This is a genomic window from Agromyces archimandritae (genome assembly GCF_018024495.1).
Taxonomy (GTDB): Bacteria; Actinomycetota; Actinomycetes; order Actinomycetales; family Microbacteriaceae; genus Agromyces; species Agromyces archimandritae.
Genome location: NZ_CP071696.1, coordinates 2871216 through 2888459 on the forward strand (window position 1 = coordinate 2871216; position 17244 = coordinate 2888459).

Sequence of the window (17244 nt, forward strand, 5' to 3'; positions counted from 1 at the left end):
GGCCCGGGACGTGTCCGGTCAGGCCGGGGCGGCCAGGCCTGCGATGAGGTGTTCGACGGTGGATGCCAGGGCCGCGGCTCCGGATGCCTCGCCGATGCCGCGAGCACGGAGGGCCGCGGTGCGGGGGCGGGCGGATGCCTCGGGTGCGTCGGAGGGGTAGGCCACGACGGCGTCGGCGCCGGGGCCGAAGACGATGTCGGCCATGCCGATGGATGCCGCCGAGACGCCGAGGACGGCATCGACGGCGGTCTCGGCGGAGAGCCCGCCGGCCTCGAGGGCTTCGAGGAGCCGTTCGGTGCGGTCGCGGCCGGCGAGGTCGAGGAGCCGGCCGGGGGCGATGACGATGCCGAGGAGCCACGGGTGCGCGCGGAAGGACGCCCAGATCGACTGCGACATGCGGCGGAGCATGTCGGCCCAGCCGGCCTCGCCGTCCGGGAGCAGCGGTCGTTCGCGGGCGACGGCGGCGCCCATCGCGGCCAGCAGCCCGTCGCGGTCGCCGACGTGGCGGTAGAGGGCCATCGCGGTGACGTCGAGTTCGCCGGCGACGCGACGCATGGTCACCGCCTCGAGGCCTTCGCGGTCGGCGATGCCGATCGCGCATGCGGCGATCGCCGACGGATCGAGCGCACGACGGGTCATGTATACAGTGTATACCCGAGGGCGCGCGGACGGCGCGGGCGCCTGCACGGCATCCATCGCTCGGCTCTCCGCGTGGATGCCGAGCAGCAGCGCTTCATCGAAACCTTCCGCCTCTTCCTCGATGAGGTCGCGCGCAGTGCGCGACCCTCGAGACGCACGCCGCTCGGCGAACTCGTCGCCGAACATCTGGGCGCCGATCCCGAGCAGCTGCCCGTCGTCGCCGAGGCCGTCGCCTCCCACCGCTACGCCGACGTCGACGTCGCCCTCGAGGAGCTCGCCGAGGGAGGCCGGGTCGTCGGAGTCACCGGCGGCCAGATGCGCCAGCACGAACCGTTCCCCGCGCTGCTCCGACATGAGCACGTCGCATTCGGCGTCGGACCCGTCGACTACACCGAGCTCACCGTCGGCCCTGGGCAACGCCGGCAGGCGATCGGCATGGGCGTGCGCCTCTTCGCCCACGACGGCGCCCCGATCGCCGTGCTGCAGCGCGAGGCCGCCCCGCAGTACGGCCGCGAATCGGCCGCAGTCGAGGTCGTCGCGGGCGATCCGGGCATCGCCGCATCCTTCCTCACCGCCCTCCGCGAGCGCATGCTCGAGCGCAGCGTGCTGCGCGGCAAGGTGGTCTCGTTCGAGGGCAGCGCCTTCGGACATCAGGGGCTCGGCGTCGTCTTCCACGAGCGACCGACGGTCCCGGCCGACGACGTCGTGCTGCCCGAAGGGACGATGGAGGCCGTCACCGCCCAGGCGCTCGACATCACCCGCCTCGCGCCGCGGCTGACGGCAGCCGGCCGGCACCTGAAGCGCGGGATCCTGCTCTACGGCCCGCCCGGCACCGGCAAAACCCTCACCGTCAGGCACCTCATCGGGCGGGCCGAGGGCGTCACGACCGTGCTGCTGACCGGCGCCGGCATCGCCAACATCCGCGAAGCCGCTGAGCTCGCCCGCACCATGCAGCCGGCGCTCGTCGTGCTCGAGGACGTGGACCTCGTCGCCATGGACCGCGGCATGGCGGCCGGACCGCAGCCGCTCCTCTTCGCCGTCCTCGACGCCCTCGACGGCCTCGACGGGGACGCCGATGTCGCCTTCGTGCTCACCACCAACCGGGTCGAAGTGCTCGAACCGGCCCTGGCCGAGCGGCCAGGGCGCGTCGACCTCGCCGTCGAGATCCCGCTGCCGGCCCGCGACGAGCGGCGCAGGCTGTTCGATCGGTACGCGCGCGGCACCGCGTTCTCGGCGGATGCCGTGCGCGCCGCCGCCGACCGGGCCGAAGGCACCACAGGCTCCTTCGCGAAAGAGCTCATGCGGCGCGCGACGCTCACGGCCGCGCAGGAGGAACGCGACGCGGTCGACGCGGACCTGGAGGCCGCCCTCGACGAGCTGCTGGACGCGGAGGCGGCGCTCGGCCGCAGACTGCTCGGCGGTACGGGCGGCGAGCCCGGGCAGGCCGGTTCGGCGGACCCGGGCAGCAGCGCACCCGGGGCGTTCGTCGGCCGACGACAGGGCTACCGCAGCATCATGCCGGGATAGCGGGCAGCCCGGAGCCGCTCAGCCGGTCGCGCGCACGAAGCCCGCGTCGCCGAGGCGCCCCTCGGCCGCGGCGACGAAGGCCTGCGCGGCCGTCGCGTTGCGCGCCGGCATCCGGCAGCGGAACCGCCGGCGCGGCGAGCCGGCGAGCGGCGGCACCTCGACGTCGAAGCCGTGGCCGAGCTCCTCGGCGAGGAGGCCGGCCAGACGGTTGCCCTCGTGGGCGAAGCGGCGGGCGATCTCGGCGGAACGCCACCGACGGGTTTCGTCGACGGCGAGCCGATAGTCGGCCGCCCAGGAGCGCAGCGAATCGATGAGCGCCTCGCCGAGTCGGGTGTCTTCGTACGCGATCGGGGTCGACAGCCAGAGCGCGCTCACGGTGGAGCCGGGGTGGAGCCGGACGACACGGGTCCCGACCTCGTCTTCGAGTTCGTTGTTCGTCATGAGGTGGGACCTTACGCCAGTCTCGAGGATGCCGCAGCTTCGGCGTGGACGGATGTCTCCGCGTGACGTACGGATGTCGGCGGCCGCTGCCACGATGGATCCATGCCGGAGATGCCCGAGGTCGAAGCCCTCACCCGCTTCCTCCGCGAGCATGCGGGCGGTCGCACGATCGACCGCGTCTCGGTCGCCGCGATCTCCGCCCTGAAGACCGTCGACCCGCCGCCGTCGGCGCTCGCCGGCCGCGAGGCGACGGGGGTGGTCCGGCACGGCAAGTTCCTCGACCTCGACGCCGGCGGCATCCACCTCGTCTTCCACCTCGCCCGTGCCGGCTGGCTGCGCTGGTACGAACAGGTGCCGGCGACGCCCGTGCGGCCGGGCCGGTCGCCGATCGCGCTCAGGCTCCGCTTCACCGACGGCACCGGCTTCGACCTCACCGAGGCCGGCACGAAGAAGTCGCTCGCCGTCCACATCGTCCGCGACCCCGCCGAGGTGCCGGGCATCGCCCGCCTCGGCCCCGACCCGATGGCCGAGGGCTTCACGAAGGACGACTTCGCGCGCATCCTCGCCGGGCACCGCACGCGCATCAAGGGGCTGCTGCGCGACCAGTCCGTCTTCGCCGGCATCGGCAACGCCTACTCCGACGAGATCCTGCACACCGCGCAGATGTCGCCGTTCGCGCTCGCCGCCTCCCTCGACGACGTCGCCGTCGAACGTCTCTTCACGGCGATGCGGCGCGTGCTCGGCGAGGCGATCGTCGCGGCCGACGGCAAGCCGCCCGCCGAGCTGAAGGACGCCAAGCGCACGGGGATGCGCGTGCACGGCCGCACCGGCCGGGCCTGCCCCGTCTGCGGCGACACGATCCGGAAGGTGACGTACGCCGACTCCGAGTTCCAGTACTGCCCGACGTGCCAGACGGGCGGCAAGCCGCTCTCGGACCGCGTGCTCTCGCGGCTGCTGAAGTAGGCCGTATGGATGCCGGAGCGAGGTTTCTGACGACGCGGTGGATGGTGCGCGCGCCCATCGCGGTCTTCCGCGCAGGGTTCGGCTTCCTCTTCGGAGGTCGGCTGCTGCTGCTCGTGCACCGCGGCCGCACGAGCGGGGCAGCCCGCTACGTCGTCCTCGAAGCCGTCGACCGCCCGAGCCGCGACGTCGTCATGATCGCCGCCGGGTTCGGGCCGCGCTCGCAGTGGTACCGCAACCTCGCCGCCGAGCCGCGTTGCGCCGTCTCGATCGGCTTCCGCACCCGGGTGCCCGCGCGAGCCGAACGGCTCGGCCCGGAAGAGAGCAGCGCCGCCCTCCGCATGTATGCGGCCCGGTATCCGCGCGCGTGGCGGGCGCTGCAGCGTTCGATCGTGGATGCCACGGGCTCCGCCGACCCCGAGATCCCGATCGTCAGGCTGCACCTCGGGTGAGTCGCCGCCGGTCCGCCGGCACCGCATCGGCCCCGGATCGGTGGGGCCGGCGGCGGTGGATCGGTCAGTTCTGCGACGTGTTTGCGACTCGGAGGTTCACTCAGGTGCCGGCGTCGCCTATGCTGTTGGAAATCCTTCCCCGAATAGGGGAGTCCCGAGAAGGATTCGGTGATGCCCGGTGCATCCCCGAACGACGTTGGAGTTGTCGTGGGGCGTCACAGTGTCAGTAGTAGCAGCGAGGCTCGATCCCCGCTGGCGAGGTTCCGCGTGCCCATCGTGCCCCTCGTCGCAGGTGCCGCAGCGCTCGTCCTCATCGTCACCGGATCGGTGCTCTGGTTCGGCGGCTTCTTCGCCCCGTTCTTCGCAGCGGCATCCTCGGATGGCAAGTGCGAGACGACGGAGCCGATCGCGGTCGTCGCCGATCCGTCGGTCACCCCGTCGCTCGCCGACATCGCGAAGAACTTCGACAAGGTCGACACGCACTGTTCCGATGTGACCGTGCGTTCGCAGGACTCGGCCGACACCGCGGCCGTGCTCGCCACCGGCGGCAAGCTCGACGCCGACATCTGGGTGCCCGACTCGCGCGCCTGGGTCGACCGGGTCAACGCGATCTCGGCCTCGATCGGCCGCCCCGCGCCCAAGCTGCAGGTCGGCGAGGCCGTGGCGACGACGCCGATCGTCTTCGCCGCCGACGCCTCGCGGATCGAGGACCTGAGCGAGGCGCCCGTCGGCTGGGGCAGCATCCTCGCGGGCCAGATCGACGCCGTGCTCGCCGACCCGGAGGGCTCGGCGGCGAGCCTGGCGAGCCTGGCCACGCTGAAGGAACGCACCGGCAAGGACGCCCGCGTCTACTCCGCGGCCGCGCTCGAACTCGGCAAGACGATCCCCGCCTCGACCGGTGCGGCGCTCGGCGCCGTGTTCTCGGCGAAGGACGAGATCGTCGCGATCACGACCGAACGCGCCGTCGCCGCCTACAACGCGACCGCCACCGAGGGTGAGCTCGCGGCCGTGTACCCGAACGACGGCACGATCATGCTCGAGTACCCCTTCATCCGCCTCGGCGGCGACGAGCCGGCCCCGACGGGCGACGCCGAGCCGCCCGCGGAGTCCGATGAGGGCTCCGGCGATACCGAGGGCGACACGTCCAAGGGCGACACGTCCAAGGACGACGCCGAAGGCGACGAGGCGAAAGGCGACGACGCCTCCGCGAAGGGCGACGCGGCCGAGGAAGGCGCTGCGGAGGGCGACGCCGCCGAAGAAGGCGACTCCGCCGCGAAGGACGCGGCATCCGCGAACGCCGGCTCGAAGGTCGACGCGCACGGCAAGCCGAAGGCGCTGACCTCGAAGAAGGAGCTCATCGACGCATTCGAGGACGCCGTGCACGCCGGTTCCAAGCGTCTCGCGAAGGCCGCGTTCCGCGACTCGAAGGGCTCCGGCGACATCAGCGCCACCGGGGTGCTCGAGGAGCCGATCGAAGCCAAGCCCGCTGCCGCCGGAGCCGCGCAGGTCGAACTCCTGCGCGAATGGAGCGTGCTCAACCTGCGCTCGCGCATGCTCGCCGTCATCGACGTCTCCGGCTCCATGGAAGAGCCGGCCGGCAACGGCCTGCGCCGCATCGACGTGTTCCAGCAGGCCGCGATCGGCGCCATGTCGAAGTTCTCGGGCGAGGTCGAACTCGGGGTCTGGGTGTTCTCGACGCTGCGCAACGGCGGCGCCGACTACGAAGACCTCTCCCCGCTCGCCCCGCTCGGCGACCCCGGCCACCTCGCCGAGGTGCAGGGCATCATCCAGTCGCTCCCGCAGCGGCTCGGCGGCGGCACCGGTCTCTACGACACGACGCTCGCCGCCGTGAAGAAGGTCACCGAGTCCTACGACCCGAACAAGGTCAACACCGTCCTGCTCATCACCGACGGCAAGAACGAAGACGAGGGCGGCGGGCTCGACCTGAACGGCCTGCTCGCAGAACTCGACAAGATCCACGACCCGAAGCGGCCCGTCGCCGTCATCATGATCGGCTTCGGCCCCGACACCGACATGGACGCGATGACGAAGATCGCCCAGGCGACCGGCGGTGCGGCCTATTCCGCGACGCAGCCCGAAGACCTCGGCCTCGTCCTCGTCGACGCCATCTCGCAGCGCAGCTGCCGGCCGAACTGCTGACCGAATCGGCGAAGTCCCGGAGACGATTCGCGCCCCCGTGCATAGAGCACGGGGGCGCGAATCGTTGCGTGGGGCGGGTCGCTCAGTGCGCGGCCGGCACCTCCTGATCCGCGGGCTTGCGGATGAAGAACGACCCGACGACCGCGCCGAGCGAGACGATCGCGGCGATCAGGAACGCCGTGCGGGCACCGGCCGCGCCGGCCACCTCGACCGTCTCGCCGGCAGCCTGGCCGCTGTGGAGCAGCGCCGAATACGCCGAGATCAGGATCGCGACGCCCGCGGCACCGGCGACCTGCTGCAGGGTGCTCAGCACCGCCGAACCGTGCGAGTAGTAACGCGGCTCGAGCGAGCCGAGCGACGCGGAGAACAGCGGGGTGAACGACATCGCCATCCCCACCGACATCACCGTCTGCGCGATGAGCACCGCCCACAGCGGGGTCGTCGCCGTCACGGTGGCATAGAACCACAGCACGAGCGAGACCACGATCGTGCCCGGCACGAGCAGGATCCGAGGGCCCTTCGCGTCGTAGATGCGGCCGAAGACCGGGCCGAGCACGCCCATGAGCACCGAGCCGGGCAGCAGCACGAGGCCCGAGCCCAGAGCATCCACCCCGACCACGTTCTGCAGATACTGCGGCAGGAGGGTGAGGGTGCCGAACAGGGCGAGGGCGATGACCGCCATGATCGCCACGGAGATCGTGAAGTTCTTCGAGACGAACACGCGCAGATCGAGCAGGGCGTCATCGACGCGCTGCAAGCGCAGCTGACGGAACACGAACGCCGCGAGGGCCACGACTCCGATGCCCACGGCGAGCCATCCGAGGGCGGGGGAGGAGGAACCGCCCTCGCCGCCGCCGAACTGGCTGAGCCCGAAGACGAGGCCGCCGAACCCGAGGGCCGAGAGCACGATCGAGAGCACGTCGATCGGCGCGCGGCGGGTCTCGCCGAGGTTCAGCATCCACTTCGCGCCGATCGCGAGGGCGACGAGCGCGATGGGCAGCACGATCCCGAAGATCCACCGCCAATTCAGGACGTCGAGGATGAAGCCGGCCAGGGTCGGGCCGATCGCCGGGGCCAGCGACATGACGATGCCGACGCGGCCCATCATGCGGCCGCGCGAATGCGGCGGCACCACGTTCATCATCGTCGTCATGAGCAGCGGCATCATGATCGCCGTGCCGCCCGCCTGCACGACCCGGCCGACGAGCAGGAAGCCGAAGCCGGGCGCGACCAGCGCGAGCAGGGTGCCGACGCTGAACAGGCCCATGGCGACGAGGAAGATCGTGCGCGTCGTCAGCCGCTGGATGAGGAACCCGGTGATGGGGATGACGACGGCCATCGTGAGCATGAACGCGCTCGTCAGCCACTGGCCGAGCTCGGGCGGCAGACCCAGGTCGGCGTTCAGGTGCGGGATCGCGATGCCCATCGCGGTCTCGTTCAGGATCGCCACGAAGGCGGCGACGAGCAGCAGCCAGATGACCCGCATGCCGCGAGGGTCGATGCCGGTGCCGGCGGGCGGGGTGCCGGGCTGTTCGGAGGGGACTCGGATCGAGCCGGTATCGGTTGCGGTCACTGGGGCTCCAAGCGGGGTCGTGGCGTGGTCGGTCGATGTGTGGGTCGGTCGATGGGTGGGGGCGGGCGCCGGGCCCGAGCAGGCCCACGACGATAGCGGCGCAAGGCGGCGGCGTCCTCACGGCACCGCACAGAAGAGGCCAACCGGCCCAGAGGGTCCGGCTATTCCCGGATCAGCGGAGAGGAATCCCGCCCGCGCCCCGAGTGGGCGGATGGCCTATGCGCAGCGCGATGTCGCGGCACGCAGGTGCCGAGGCACCGCGCCGGGCGGCACGGCTGCCGGTGGCCCGGTCGGGGTCAGGGTGCGGGTGCGGGGCCGTCGGTCGGCGTCGCCCGAGGGAGCCAGTCTTTCAGAGACTCCTCTTCGGGAGCGAGATCGCTCTGCGACTTGCGTTCGCGCTCGAGCCGTGCCTTCAGCTCGAGCGGCGTCTCGACGGGCTCGCCTTCCCCCGGGGTGATGGTCGATTCGCTCATGCCTTCACGATACCGCCGACCGCCGACACGGCCGCGGGAATCGTGCCGAGCGTCTCGTCGATCTCCGCCTGGCTCGTCGAGGGGCCGAGGGTGAAGCGCACGGCGGTCTGGGCGAGTGCGGCATCCACTCCGATCGCCAGCAGCACATGCGAGGGGTCGTCGCGGCCTGCCGCGCAGGCCGAGCCGCTCGAGGCGAGGACGCCGCGCCGTTCGAGTTCCAGCAGCACGGCCTCGCCGGCGACCCCGTCGAAGACGAAGGAGGCCGAGCCCGGCAGCCGCATTCGCGGATGGCCGGTGAGGCGTGCGCCGGGCACCCGGCCCAGCACGCCTGCGACGAGGCGCTCCCGCAAACGTTCGATGCGCGCGGCGGATGCGACGCGTTCGGCTTCGGCCAGGCCGAACGCGGTCGCCAGGGCGACGGCCGCGGCCACGTTCTCGGTGCCGGAGCGGCGCCCGCGCTCCTGCCCGCCGCCGTGCAGCACGGGTTCGAGCGGGATGCGGCCGCGCACGATGAGCGCCCCGGATCCCTTCGGTGCGCCGAGCTTGTGCCCCGAGATCGAGAGGGCGTCGACGCCGTCGCCGAGGCGGAGCCGCAGCACCCCGGCGGCCTGAACGGCGTCGCTGTGGAAGCGGGCGCCGTGCGCACGGGCGACGGCGGCGAGCGCCGCCACGGGCTGCACGGTGCCGATCTCGTTGCTGGCCGTCTGCACGCTCACGAGGCTCGTATCCGGGCGGATGACGGAGGCGAGCGCCTCGGGGGTGACGATGCCGTGCCGGTCGACCGGCGCGAACGAGTGCTCGAAGCCGTGCAGGCGGACGAGGGCGTCGGCGGAGGCGAGCACCGCCTCGTGCTCGATGGGGCTCGTGACCAAGTGTCGTCCTCGCGGTGCGGCCAGGGCGATGCCGGTGACGGCCAGGTTGTCGGCTTCGGTGCCGCCGGAGGTGAAGACGACGTCGCCCGGGCGGCAGCCGAGGAGCCTGGCGAGCCGGGCGCGCGCCTCGTCGAGGGCACGAGCGGCCTGCTCGCCGTACCCGTGCCGGCTCGACGGGTTGCCGCCGGCCAGATGCGGCCACATCGCCTCGAGCACCTTCGGGCGCACGGGTGCGGTCGCCGCGTGGTCGAGGTAGATCATCCGCCGGCGCCGAGCTCGACGTCGAGGCCGAGGTCGAGGGCCGGCGCCGAATGGGTCAGCGCGCCGACCGAGATGACGTCGACGCCGGTCTCGGCGATGGCCTGCACCGTGTCGAGGGTGACGCCTCCGGAGGCTTCGACGACGGCACGGCCGCCGATGCGGGCGACGCCGGCGCGGAGATCGTCGAGGGAGAAGTTGTCGAGCATGATCGAGTCGGGCCCGGCCGAGAGCACCTCGTCGAGCTGGTCGAGCCGGTCGACCTCGACCTCCAGGTGGGCCGTGTGCGGCATCCGCTCACGGGCCGCGCGGAGCGCTTCGGCGAGGCCGATGCCGTTCGCGGCGAGGAAGGCGAGGTGGTTGTCCTTGGCCATGACCGCGTCGGAGAGGCTGCGGCGGTGGTTGGATCCGCCGCCGTCGCGCACGGCCTGGCGTTCGACGCTGCGGAGGCCCGGCGTGGTCTTCCGGGTGTCGACGATGCGGACGTCGGTGCCGGCGACGGCGTCGACGAAGCGGCGGGTGAGGCTCGCGATGCCGCTCATGCGCTGCACGAAGTTCAGGGCGACGCGTTCGGCGGTGAGGATGCCGCGCGCCGGCCCCGCGACGACCGCGAGCGGCATACCGGGGCGGATCGCATCGCCGTCGGCGACGAGCGGCCTCACCCGGATGTCGGCGTCGGTCAGCCGGAAGGCGGTCGCGAACACGTCGATCCCCGAGAAGACGCCGGGTTCGCGGGCGACGAGCGTCGCCTCGGCGGCGAGGTCCGCCGGGATCAAGGTCGACGCGGTCAGGTCCCCCCACGGGCCATCCTCGTCGAGGGCGGCGCCGACGAGTCGGTCGAGGCTGCGGCGGTCGGGGTTCATGCGGCCTCCTCGGGCGCGGGGGTGGTGGTGGATGCCCGGCGGGCGGTGGATGCCGGGAAGCCGGCCGCGGTGGATGCCGCATGCGCCGAGCCGTCGTCGTCGCTGCGATGGTGGGCCCCGAGCGACGCGGTGCGCGTGAGCGCCGCATCCACGACGAGGCGTGCGAGCTCCAGCAGGTTGCGGTCTTCGATCCCGGCCCGCGTATCGGGTCGGGGGGCATGCAAGCCGGCGAGGAGCTCGCGCGCATGCCCGAGCCCGGCGGCGTCGCGCACGAGGCCCGCGTGCCGCCACATGAGCTCCTGCAGTCCGCCGCGGTCGACGGGATCGGCGTCCGCGGCGGAGACTGCCGCGTCGGGCGCCGCATCGCGGCGGCGCCATCCGGCATCCGTCCGGGCAGCCGGCGCGGCGTCGGCGAGGATCGCCTCGGCGGCGCGGCCGGCGAACACCGCCGCCTCCAGCAGCGAGTTCGAGGCGAGCCGGTTCGCGCCGTGCACGCCGGTGCAGGCGGCCTCGCCGACGGCGTAGAGCCCGGGCAGGCTCGAACGCCCGTCGGTGTCGGTGGCGATGCCGCCCATCGCATAGTGGGCAGCCGGCGTCACCGGCACCGGTTCGCGGGCCCAGTCGAAGCCGGCTTCGCGGCAGAGGCGGTCGACGGTCGGGAACCGTCGGGAGAGGAAGGCTGCGCCGAGTCCGGTCGCATCCAGCCGCACCGGCTCGCCGCCCTGGGCGGCCATCGCCGCGTGCACGGCCCGGGCGACGACGTCGCGCGGGGCGAGTTCGGCACGCGGATCGACGTCGGGCAGGAAGCGGCGCCCCGCGGCATCCACGAGCACGGCCCCCTCGCCGCGCACCGCCTCGGAGACGAGCGGCGCCCCCGGCGCCGCGAGCGCGGTCGGATGGAACTGGGTGAACTCCACGTCGGAGATGCGCGCCCCGGCCCGGCTCGCGGCCGCGACGCCGTCGCCGGTGGCCACCGAGGGGTTCGTGGTGCGACCGTAGAGCACGCCCCAGCCGCCGGTGGCGACGACGACGGCGTCGGCCGTGAAGCGCGCGAGGCGGCCCGAGTCCGCGAGGAAGTCGGCGCCGACCGCCCGGCCCTCCTCGACGACGAGGTCGACGAGGGCGAGCTCCTCGTGCAGCGCGACCGGGCGGTGCGCGATCGCCCGCAGCAGGGCGGCGTGGATCACCCGGCCGGTCCCGTCGCCGTCGGCGTGCAGGATACGCGCCCGGGTATGCGCCGCCTCCAGCCCGCGCGCGAGCCCGGAATCATCGTGGTCGAACGCGACGCCGTGGCGGATGAGCTCCCGCACCGCCGCCGGGCCCTCGCCGCAGAGCACCCGCACGGCATCCGCATCGGCGTGCCCGGCGCCCGCGGCGAGCGTGTCGAGCACGTGCCGCTCCACGGAGTCGCCGCCGAAGACGGCCGCCGCGATGCCGCCTTGCGCGGATGCCGTGGAGCCGTCCTCGAGTCGCGCCTTCGTCGCGAGGGTCACCCGGCATCCCGCGTCCGCCGCGCGGATCGCCGTCAGCAGACCGGCGAGCCCGCTGCCGACGACGAGGACCTCGATCGGCATCTCAGGCGCCCGGCACCGGCAGCGGCTTCGGCACCGCCTGCAGCATGCGTTCGAGCGCGACCCGCGCATCGCGCGTCGTGTCTGCGTCGACCTCGATGCGGTTGACGGTGCGGCCGGCGACGAGCTCCTCGAGCACCCAGGCGAGATAGCCGGGGTGGATGCGGTACATCGTCGAGCAGGGGCACACGACCGGGTCGAGGCAGAAGATCTCGTGCTCGGGGTGCTCGGCGGCCAGCCGCTGCACGAGGTTGATCTCGGTGCCGATGCCGAAGACCGAGCCGGCCGGGGCCGCCTCGATGGCCTTCACGATGAAATCGGTGGAGCCGGCGGCATCCGCCGCGTCGACGACGGGCATCGGGCACTCCGGGTGGACGATGATCCGCACCCCCGGGTGCTCGGCGCGGGCCTGCTCGATCTGCTCGACGGTGAAGCGCTTGTGCACGGAGCAGTAGCCGTGCCACAGGATGACCTGCGCCTGCTCGAGCGTCGCCTCGTCGTTGCCGCCGAGCGCCTGCCGCGGGTTCCACATCGGCATCGCCTCGAGCGGAACGCCCATCGCCTTCGCCGTGTTGCGGCCGAGGTGCTGGTCGGGGAAGAAGAGCACGCGCTGCCCGCGTTCGAAGGCCCACTCGAGCACGGTCGCCGCGTTCGAGGAGGTGCACACGATGCCCCCGTGCCGGCCGCAGAAGGCCTTCAGCGCCGCCGAGGAGTTCATGTAGGTCACCGGGACGACCGGTGCCCGCCCGGCTTCGTCGGGCTCGGCGCCGAAGAGCTCCTCGAGCTGCTCCCAGCACTCCTCGACCGAGTCGGCGTCGGCCATGTCGGCCATGGAGCATCCGGCGGCGAGGTTCGGCAGGATGACGGACTGGGCGGGGCCGGAGAGCATATCGGCGGTCTCGGCCATGAAGTGCACGCCGCAGAAGACGATGGCCTCGGCATCCGCCCGCGCCTTCGCCGCGTTGGCGAGCTGGAAGGAGTCGCCGACGAAATCGGCGTGCCGTACGACCTCGTCGCGCTGGTAGAAGTGGCCGAGCACGACGACGCGGTCGCCGAGGGTCTCTTTCGCGGCGCGGATGCGGCGGGTGAGCTCCGCCTCGTCGGCCTGGCGGTAGGCGGCCGGCAGGGCGCCCTGGCGCGGCGAGCCGACGGGGATGACGTCGCCCATCGAGGATCCGGGCCCGTAGCCGTCGGGGCCGGCGTCGATCTTCCACGGCGCCGTCTGCAGTTCGGGGGTGCAGGTCGAGCCGGTCGCCGCACCGGAGGCGATGCGTCGGATCGTCAACTCGACCGAGGCGGCCGGGCGGGGGGCGGGTTCGATGAGGGTCATGTGCGCATCCTCGGGTGGGGTTCGATGGGGTCGTCGGAGCGGCGGCGTCGGCCGCCCGTGGCTCGGGCGGGCATACCGGGTGCGGATGCCGGGCCCGGCTGCACGGAGCGGTACAGCTTCGGCGGGCGGTGCGGGGTGCCTTCGAGGCGCTGCCCGGTCTCGACGATCTGGCCCGACGCCTCCATGGTGCGGCGGAAGTTCGCGGGGTCGAGCGGGCGTTGCAGCACCGCCTCGTACACCTCCCGCAGTTCCGCGAGCGTGAAGGTCTCGCCGAGGAAGGCGTGCGCGATGCGGGCGTATTCGAGCTTCGTGCGGATGCGCCAGAGCGCGTACTCGACGATCTCCGCGTGGTCGAACGCGAGCTCGGGCGGGTGGTCGGCGGGGAACCAGTCGACGTTCTCGTCGGCACGGGCCTGCTCGGCCTCGGCGGACTGCACGAGCGCCCAATAGACGACCGAGACGACGCGGCGGCCGGGGGAACGGCCGGGTTCGCCGAAGGTGAAGAGCTGCTCGAGGTAGGCCGGGGAGAGCCCGGTGGTCTCGCGGAGGGTGCGCGCGGCCGTCTGCTCGAGGCCGTCGCCGGCCGGCAGCCAGCCGCCCGGCAGCGCCCAGCGGCCGAGCTCGGGTTCGCGGATGCGGCGCACGAGCGGGGTCCAGAGCGCGCGCCGGCCGGTGGCGGGGTCGGGCCTCAGGGCGAAGATGACGGTCGAGACGGCGAGGGCGGCTTGCTCGCCCTGGCGGGGCGCGCGCTCGTGCGCGCCGGCCGGGCGGACGAGTTCGCGCTCGCGGCCGTGGCGCAGGTCGCGGCGGCGAGCGCCGTCTGCGGGGCGGCCTTCGCGATCCGTCATCTCGACCTCGAACGGGGACACCTTCGGGTCACTGCGACCCGAAGTCGTGGGCCACAGCTTACAGTCGGCACGACTCGAAGGCCAAACCGCGGCCGACCCCGGACGCGGAACGGGCGCACCCGGAAGCCCGGATGCGCCCGTTCGGCGAAGAGAGGATTACGGGGCCGGGATGACCAGGCCGGCGTACTTCTCCTCGATGAACTGCTTCGTCTCGTCGGAGGTCAGCAGCTCGTAGAGCTTCTGGATGCGCGGGTCGTCCTCGAGCTCGGCGCGCGTGGCGAGGATGTTGAAGTACTCGCTGTCGTCGCCCTCGGTGAGGATCTGCAGATCGCTGGAGAGCCCGGCCGCGCCGGCGTAGTTGAAGTTCACGATCGCGGCATCCTGCTGCTTGAGGGCCGTCGGCAGGCTCGCCGCGTCGATCTCGGTGAACTCGAACTTCTTCGGGTTCGCGGTGATGTCGGTGATCGTCGTCGGCGCCTCGGTCGTCTCGATGAGACCGGCGGAGGCGAGCAGCAGCAGCGCGCGCGACTCGTTCGACGGGTCGTTCGGCAGGGCGATCGTCGCGCCCTCCGGCAGCGACTCGATGTCGTCGAAGCCCTCCGAGTAGAGGGCGAGCGGCGGCAGGTAGATCTCGCCGATCGAGACGAGGTCGTCGCCGGCGTTCTCGTTGTACTCCTCGAGGAACGGCCCGTGCTGGAAGAGGTTCGCGTCGTTCGCGCCCTGGCTGAGGGCCTGGTCGGGCGTGTTGTAGTCGGTGTACTCCTGGATCTCCAGGGTGAGGCCGGCGTCGGCGGCGAGCTCGTCGCGCACGAAGGCGAGGATCTCGCCGGCGGGCACGGCGGTCGCGCCGACCTTCAGGGTGCCGAGGCCCTCGCCGGCGTCGTCCGAGCCGCCGCCGGCGCATCCGGCGAGGGCGATGGCGGTCGCGGCGGCGGCGAGCCCCGCGAGGGTCTTGGTGAGGCGGTTCATAGGGGTGGTTCCTTCCGGTGGGTGCTGCGGGGGCGGGGGTGGATGCCGGTGCGCGGCCGCTGCGGCGACGCGCGGCATCCGCACCCCGTCAACGATGCGAGAGGCGCTTGGCGAGCCATCCGCCGAGCGACTGCAGGGCCTGCACGAGGATGACGAGGACGATGACGACGATGACGATGTACTGCCAGCTGTAGCGCTGGTAGCCGTACATGATCGCGAGGTTGCCGAGGCCGCCGGCGCCGACGACGCCCGCGATCGCCGAGTAGTTGATGATCGAGACGACCGTCGTCGCGAAGCCCAGGATGATCGCCGGCAGGGCCTCGGGCAGCAGCACCTTCGACAGCAGATGCCAGCGCGTCGCGCCGAGCGACTCGGCCGCCTCGACGAGGCCGGCCGGCACCTCGCGGATGCCGATCTCGACGATCCGTGCGAAGAAGGGCACCGCCGCGAAGGCGAGCGGAACCGTCGCGGCCGCGTTGCCGAAGCTCGTGCCGAGCAGCAGGTAGGTGAACGGGATGAGCGCGATCATGAGGATCACGAAGGGGACGCTGCGCAGCACGTTCACGACGAAGCCGAGCACGACGTTCACGCCGCGGCCGAGCCAGCGCTGCCCGAATGGGGCCTCGAGGATGCCGCCGCGCTCGGTGACGACGAGGAGGACGCCGAGGGCGGTGCCGAGGATGGCCGTGATGAGCATCGTGATGCCCACCATGTAGAGGGTCTCGCCGGTGGCCTTCAGCGTGTTGGCGAAGAGGTCGGACCAGAACTGCGGAGAGTCGGTGTCGATCACGCCGCACCCCCTCTCACGATGTCGACGACGATGCCGTGGCCCTCGAGGTCGCGGATGACCGCGTCGCGGTCGGTGCCGGCGGGCAGTTCGAGCCGGGTGCGGCCCGTCTGCTGGCCGGCGACGGTCTCGATCGTCGCGCCGAGGATGGAGACGTCGATCTCGAACTCGCGCGCGAGCCGGGCGATGACGGCGTGCTCGCTGGCGAGCTCGGTGAAGGTGAGGTCGAGCACGGTCGTGCCGCGCTCGGCCGGCAGCTCGCCGAGCGGGAACAGGTTGCGCGAGATCCGCGAGCCCTTCGTGCGGAGCAGCTCGGTGAGGGCTCCCTGTTCGACGATGCGGCCGTCCTCCATGAGGGCGGCGCGCGTGCAGATGCGCTTGACGACCTCCATCTCGTGCGTGATGAGGAGGATCGTGAGGCCGAGCTCGCGGTTCAGGCTCGCGAGCAGGTCAAGGATCGACTGGGTCGTCTCGGGGTCGAGGGCGCTCGTCGATTCGTCGGAGAGGAGCACCTTCGGGCGGCTGGCGAGGGCGCGGGCGATGCCGACGCGCTGCTTCTGCCCGCCGGAGAGCTGCGCGGGGTAGGACTTGGCCTTGTCGGAGAGGCCGACGAGCTCGAGGATCTCGGCGACGCGCGCCTTGCGTTCGCCGCGGGGGGAGCCGATGAGTTCGAGGGCGAGGGCGACGTTGCCGGCGACGGTGCGGCTGGAGAGCAGGTTGAAGTGCTGGAAGATCATGCCGATGTCGTGCCGGGCGGTGCGGAGCGCTTCGCCCGTGAGGCTCGAGATGGGCCGGCCGGCGACCTCGACGGTGCCCGAGTCGGGTCGTTCGAGGGCGTTGATGGTGCGGATCAGCGTCGATTTGCCGGCGCCGGACTTGCCGACGACGCCGGCGATCTCGCCGTCGCCGACCGCGAGGGAGACGTCGTCGAGGGCGCGCACGGCGGATCCGCCCGACCCGAAGGTCTTGACGAGGTTGGTTGCGGTGATCATTCGGCTTCCAGGTGACCGCGGCATGCCGATGCGCCTGGCGCACGCGCTGCCGCATCGTTGCTGTGGGGTGGTGTGCCGATTCGATCATCGAGAGCCGCACGGGGTGAAATCGCGTGTCGTCGCGTGACGGAAGACTCTTCGGTTCGAAGGGCTCATCAACCATACCCCACCGCAGAAACTGCGCTCAGACGCGGAAATACATGGAGAAGCTGCGTTGTAGCCGGGTGCGGATGCCGGCCCGCACCGCCGCGGCGCGGCACCCCCGCGCGGCGGTCGCGCTGCTAGGATCGGCAGCACAACCGCACACCGGGCCGTCGACGCATCGCGGGAGAGCCGGTCGGCATCCACGGGCAGGAGTGCTCGAGACCGGCACCGAAGGAGCAAGCCTCCCCGCCAATCTCTCAGGTCACGCATACCGCGATGACGAGGCCGCTCTGAAAAGCGCTCCGGGCGGAGCGAGGAGCAGATCGAGTCGCGGCGACGAAGTCGACGCGCATCGAGATCCCCCTTCATCCGCACGGCAGCCGCC

At 72.3% G+C, this 17244-nt stretch carries 16 protein-coding genes and 1 riboswitch; of the genes, 4 read left to right on the forward strand and 12 right to left on the reverse strand.

The window, feature by feature from the left end:
* Positions 1-18 precede the first annotated feature (18 nt).
* A complete protein-coding gene (locus G127AT_RS13210) occupies positions 19-639 on the reverse strand; it encodes a TetR/AcrR family transcriptional regulator (RefSeq protein WP_210897613.1) in 621 nt (206 codons plus the stop codon).
* 72 nt (positions 640-711) lie between these two features.
* Here G127AT_RS13210 and G127AT_RS13215 point away from each other — a divergent pair, with 72 nt between their 5' ends.
* On the forward strand, positions 712-2166 hold the full coding sequence (locus tag G127AT_RS13215; protein ID WP_210897615.1) for an AAA family ATPase: 1455 nt from the start codon (positions 712-714) through the stop codon (positions 2164-2166).
* A gap of 18 nt (positions 2167-2184) precedes the next feature.
* Here the strand turns inward: G127AT_RS13215 and G127AT_RS13220 are convergent, their stop codons facing one another.
* On the reverse strand, positions 2185-2607 hold the full coding sequence (locus G127AT_RS13220) for a hypothetical protein (RefSeq protein ID WP_210897617.1): 423 nt from the start codon (positions 2605-2607) through the stop codon (positions 2185-2187).
* 102 nt (positions 2608-2709) lie between these two features.
* On the opposite strand from G127AT_RS13220, the gene G127AT_RS13225 reads away from it, so the two are divergent.
* The 3 genes from G127AT_RS13225 to G127AT_RS13235 all read left to right on the forward strand — a co-directional run bounded on the left by G127AT_RS13225 (position 2710) and on the right by G127AT_RS13235 (position 6179).
* The gene (locus G127AT_RS13225) at positions 2710-3570 is read left to right on the forward strand and encodes an Fpg/Nei family DNA glycosylase (RefSeq protein ID WP_210897619.1); all 861 of its coding nucleotides are present in this window, start codon (positions 2710-2712) and stop codon (positions 3568-3570) included.
* Positions 3571-3611: 41 nt separating this feature from the next.
* The gene (locus G127AT_RS13230) at positions 3612-4019 is read left to right on the forward strand and encodes a nitroreductase family deazaflavin-dependent oxidoreductase (RefSeq protein WP_244857577.1); all 408 of its coding nucleotides are present in this window, start codon (positions 3612-3614) and stop codon (positions 4017-4019) included.
* Positions 4020-4286: 267 nt separating this feature from the next.
* Positions 4287-6179 carry a VWA domain-containing protein gene (locus G127AT_RS13235; RefSeq protein ID WP_210897623.1) on the forward strand — a complete coding sequence of 631 codons (1893 nt, stop codon included), beginning with the start codon at positions 4287-4289 and terminating at the stop codon, positions 6177-6179.
* A gap of 82 nt (positions 6180-6261) precedes the next feature.
* Here the strand turns inward: G127AT_RS13235 and G127AT_RS13240 are convergent, their stop codons facing one another.
* The 10 genes from G127AT_RS13240 to G127AT_RS13285 form a co-directional block, all read right to left on the reverse strand.
* On the reverse strand, positions 6262-7752 hold the full coding sequence (locus G127AT_RS13240; protein WP_425305861.1) for a DHA2 family efflux MFS transporter permease subunit: 1491 nt from the start codon (positions 7750-7752) through the stop codon (positions 6262-6264).
* Positions 7753-8048: 296 nt separating this feature from the next.
* Positions 8049-8225 (reverse strand): hypothetical protein, encoded by a 177-nt coding sequence (locus G127AT_RS13245; RefSeq protein WP_210897625.1) that lies wholly within the window; start codon positions 8223-8225, stop codon positions 8049-8051.
* Positions 8222-9358: a cysteine desulfurase family protein gene (locus G127AT_RS13250; RefSeq protein WP_210897627.1), complete on the reverse strand. Its 1137-nt coding sequence runs from the start codon at positions 9356-9358 to the stop codon at positions 8222-8224. Before G127AT_RS13250 ends, G127AT_RS13245 begins: the two co-directional genes overlap by 4 nt.
* Positions 9355-10218: a carboxylating nicotinate-nucleotide diphosphorylase gene (nadC, locus tag G127AT_RS13255; protein ID WP_210897629.1), complete on the reverse strand. Its 864-nt coding sequence runs from the start codon at positions 10216-10218 to the stop codon at positions 9355-9357. The genes G127AT_RS13250 and nadC overlap by 4 nt, the downstream gene beginning before the upstream one ends.
* Positions 10215-11792, reverse strand: coding sequence for an L-aspartate oxidase (gene nadB, locus G127AT_RS13260; RefSeq protein WP_210897631.1), 1578 nt, complete (start codon positions 11790-11792; stop codon positions 10215-10217). Before nadB ends, nadC begins: the two co-directional genes overlap by 4 nt.
* Before the next feature lies 1 nt (position 11793).
* Positions 11794-13119, reverse strand: a complete 1326-nt coding sequence (gene nadA, locus G127AT_RS13265) for a quinolinate synthase NadA (protein WP_210897633.1) — start codon at positions 13117-13119, stop codon at positions 11794-11796.
* A complete protein-coding gene (locus G127AT_RS13270; protein ID WP_210897635.1) occupies positions 13116-13967 on the reverse strand; it encodes an NUDIX hydrolase in 852 nt (283 codons plus the stop codon). Before G127AT_RS13270 ends, nadA begins: the two co-directional genes overlap by 4 nt.
* Positions 13968-14123: 156 nt before the next feature.
* Positions 14124-14936, reverse strand: a complete 813-nt coding sequence (locus G127AT_RS13275; protein WP_210897637.1) for a MetQ/NlpA family ABC transporter substrate-binding protein — start codon at positions 14934-14936, stop codon at positions 14124-14126.
* 88 nt (positions 14937-15024) lie between these two features.
* Positions 15025-15726, reverse strand: coding sequence for a methionine ABC transporter permease (locus tag G127AT_RS13280; RefSeq protein ID WP_244857578.1), 702 nt, complete (start codon positions 15724-15726; stop codon positions 15025-15027).
* Positions 15723-16715, reverse strand: coding sequence for a methionine ABC transporter ATP-binding protein (locus G127AT_RS13285; RefSeq protein WP_210897639.1), 993 nt, complete (start codon positions 16713-16715; stop codon positions 15723-15725). The genes G127AT_RS13280 and G127AT_RS13285 overlap by 4 nt, the downstream gene beginning before the upstream one ends.
* Before the next feature lie 315 nt (positions 16716-17030).
* Positions 17031-17143, forward strand: a riboswitch (glycine riboswitch).
* Positions 17144-17244: the final 101 nt, after the last annotated feature.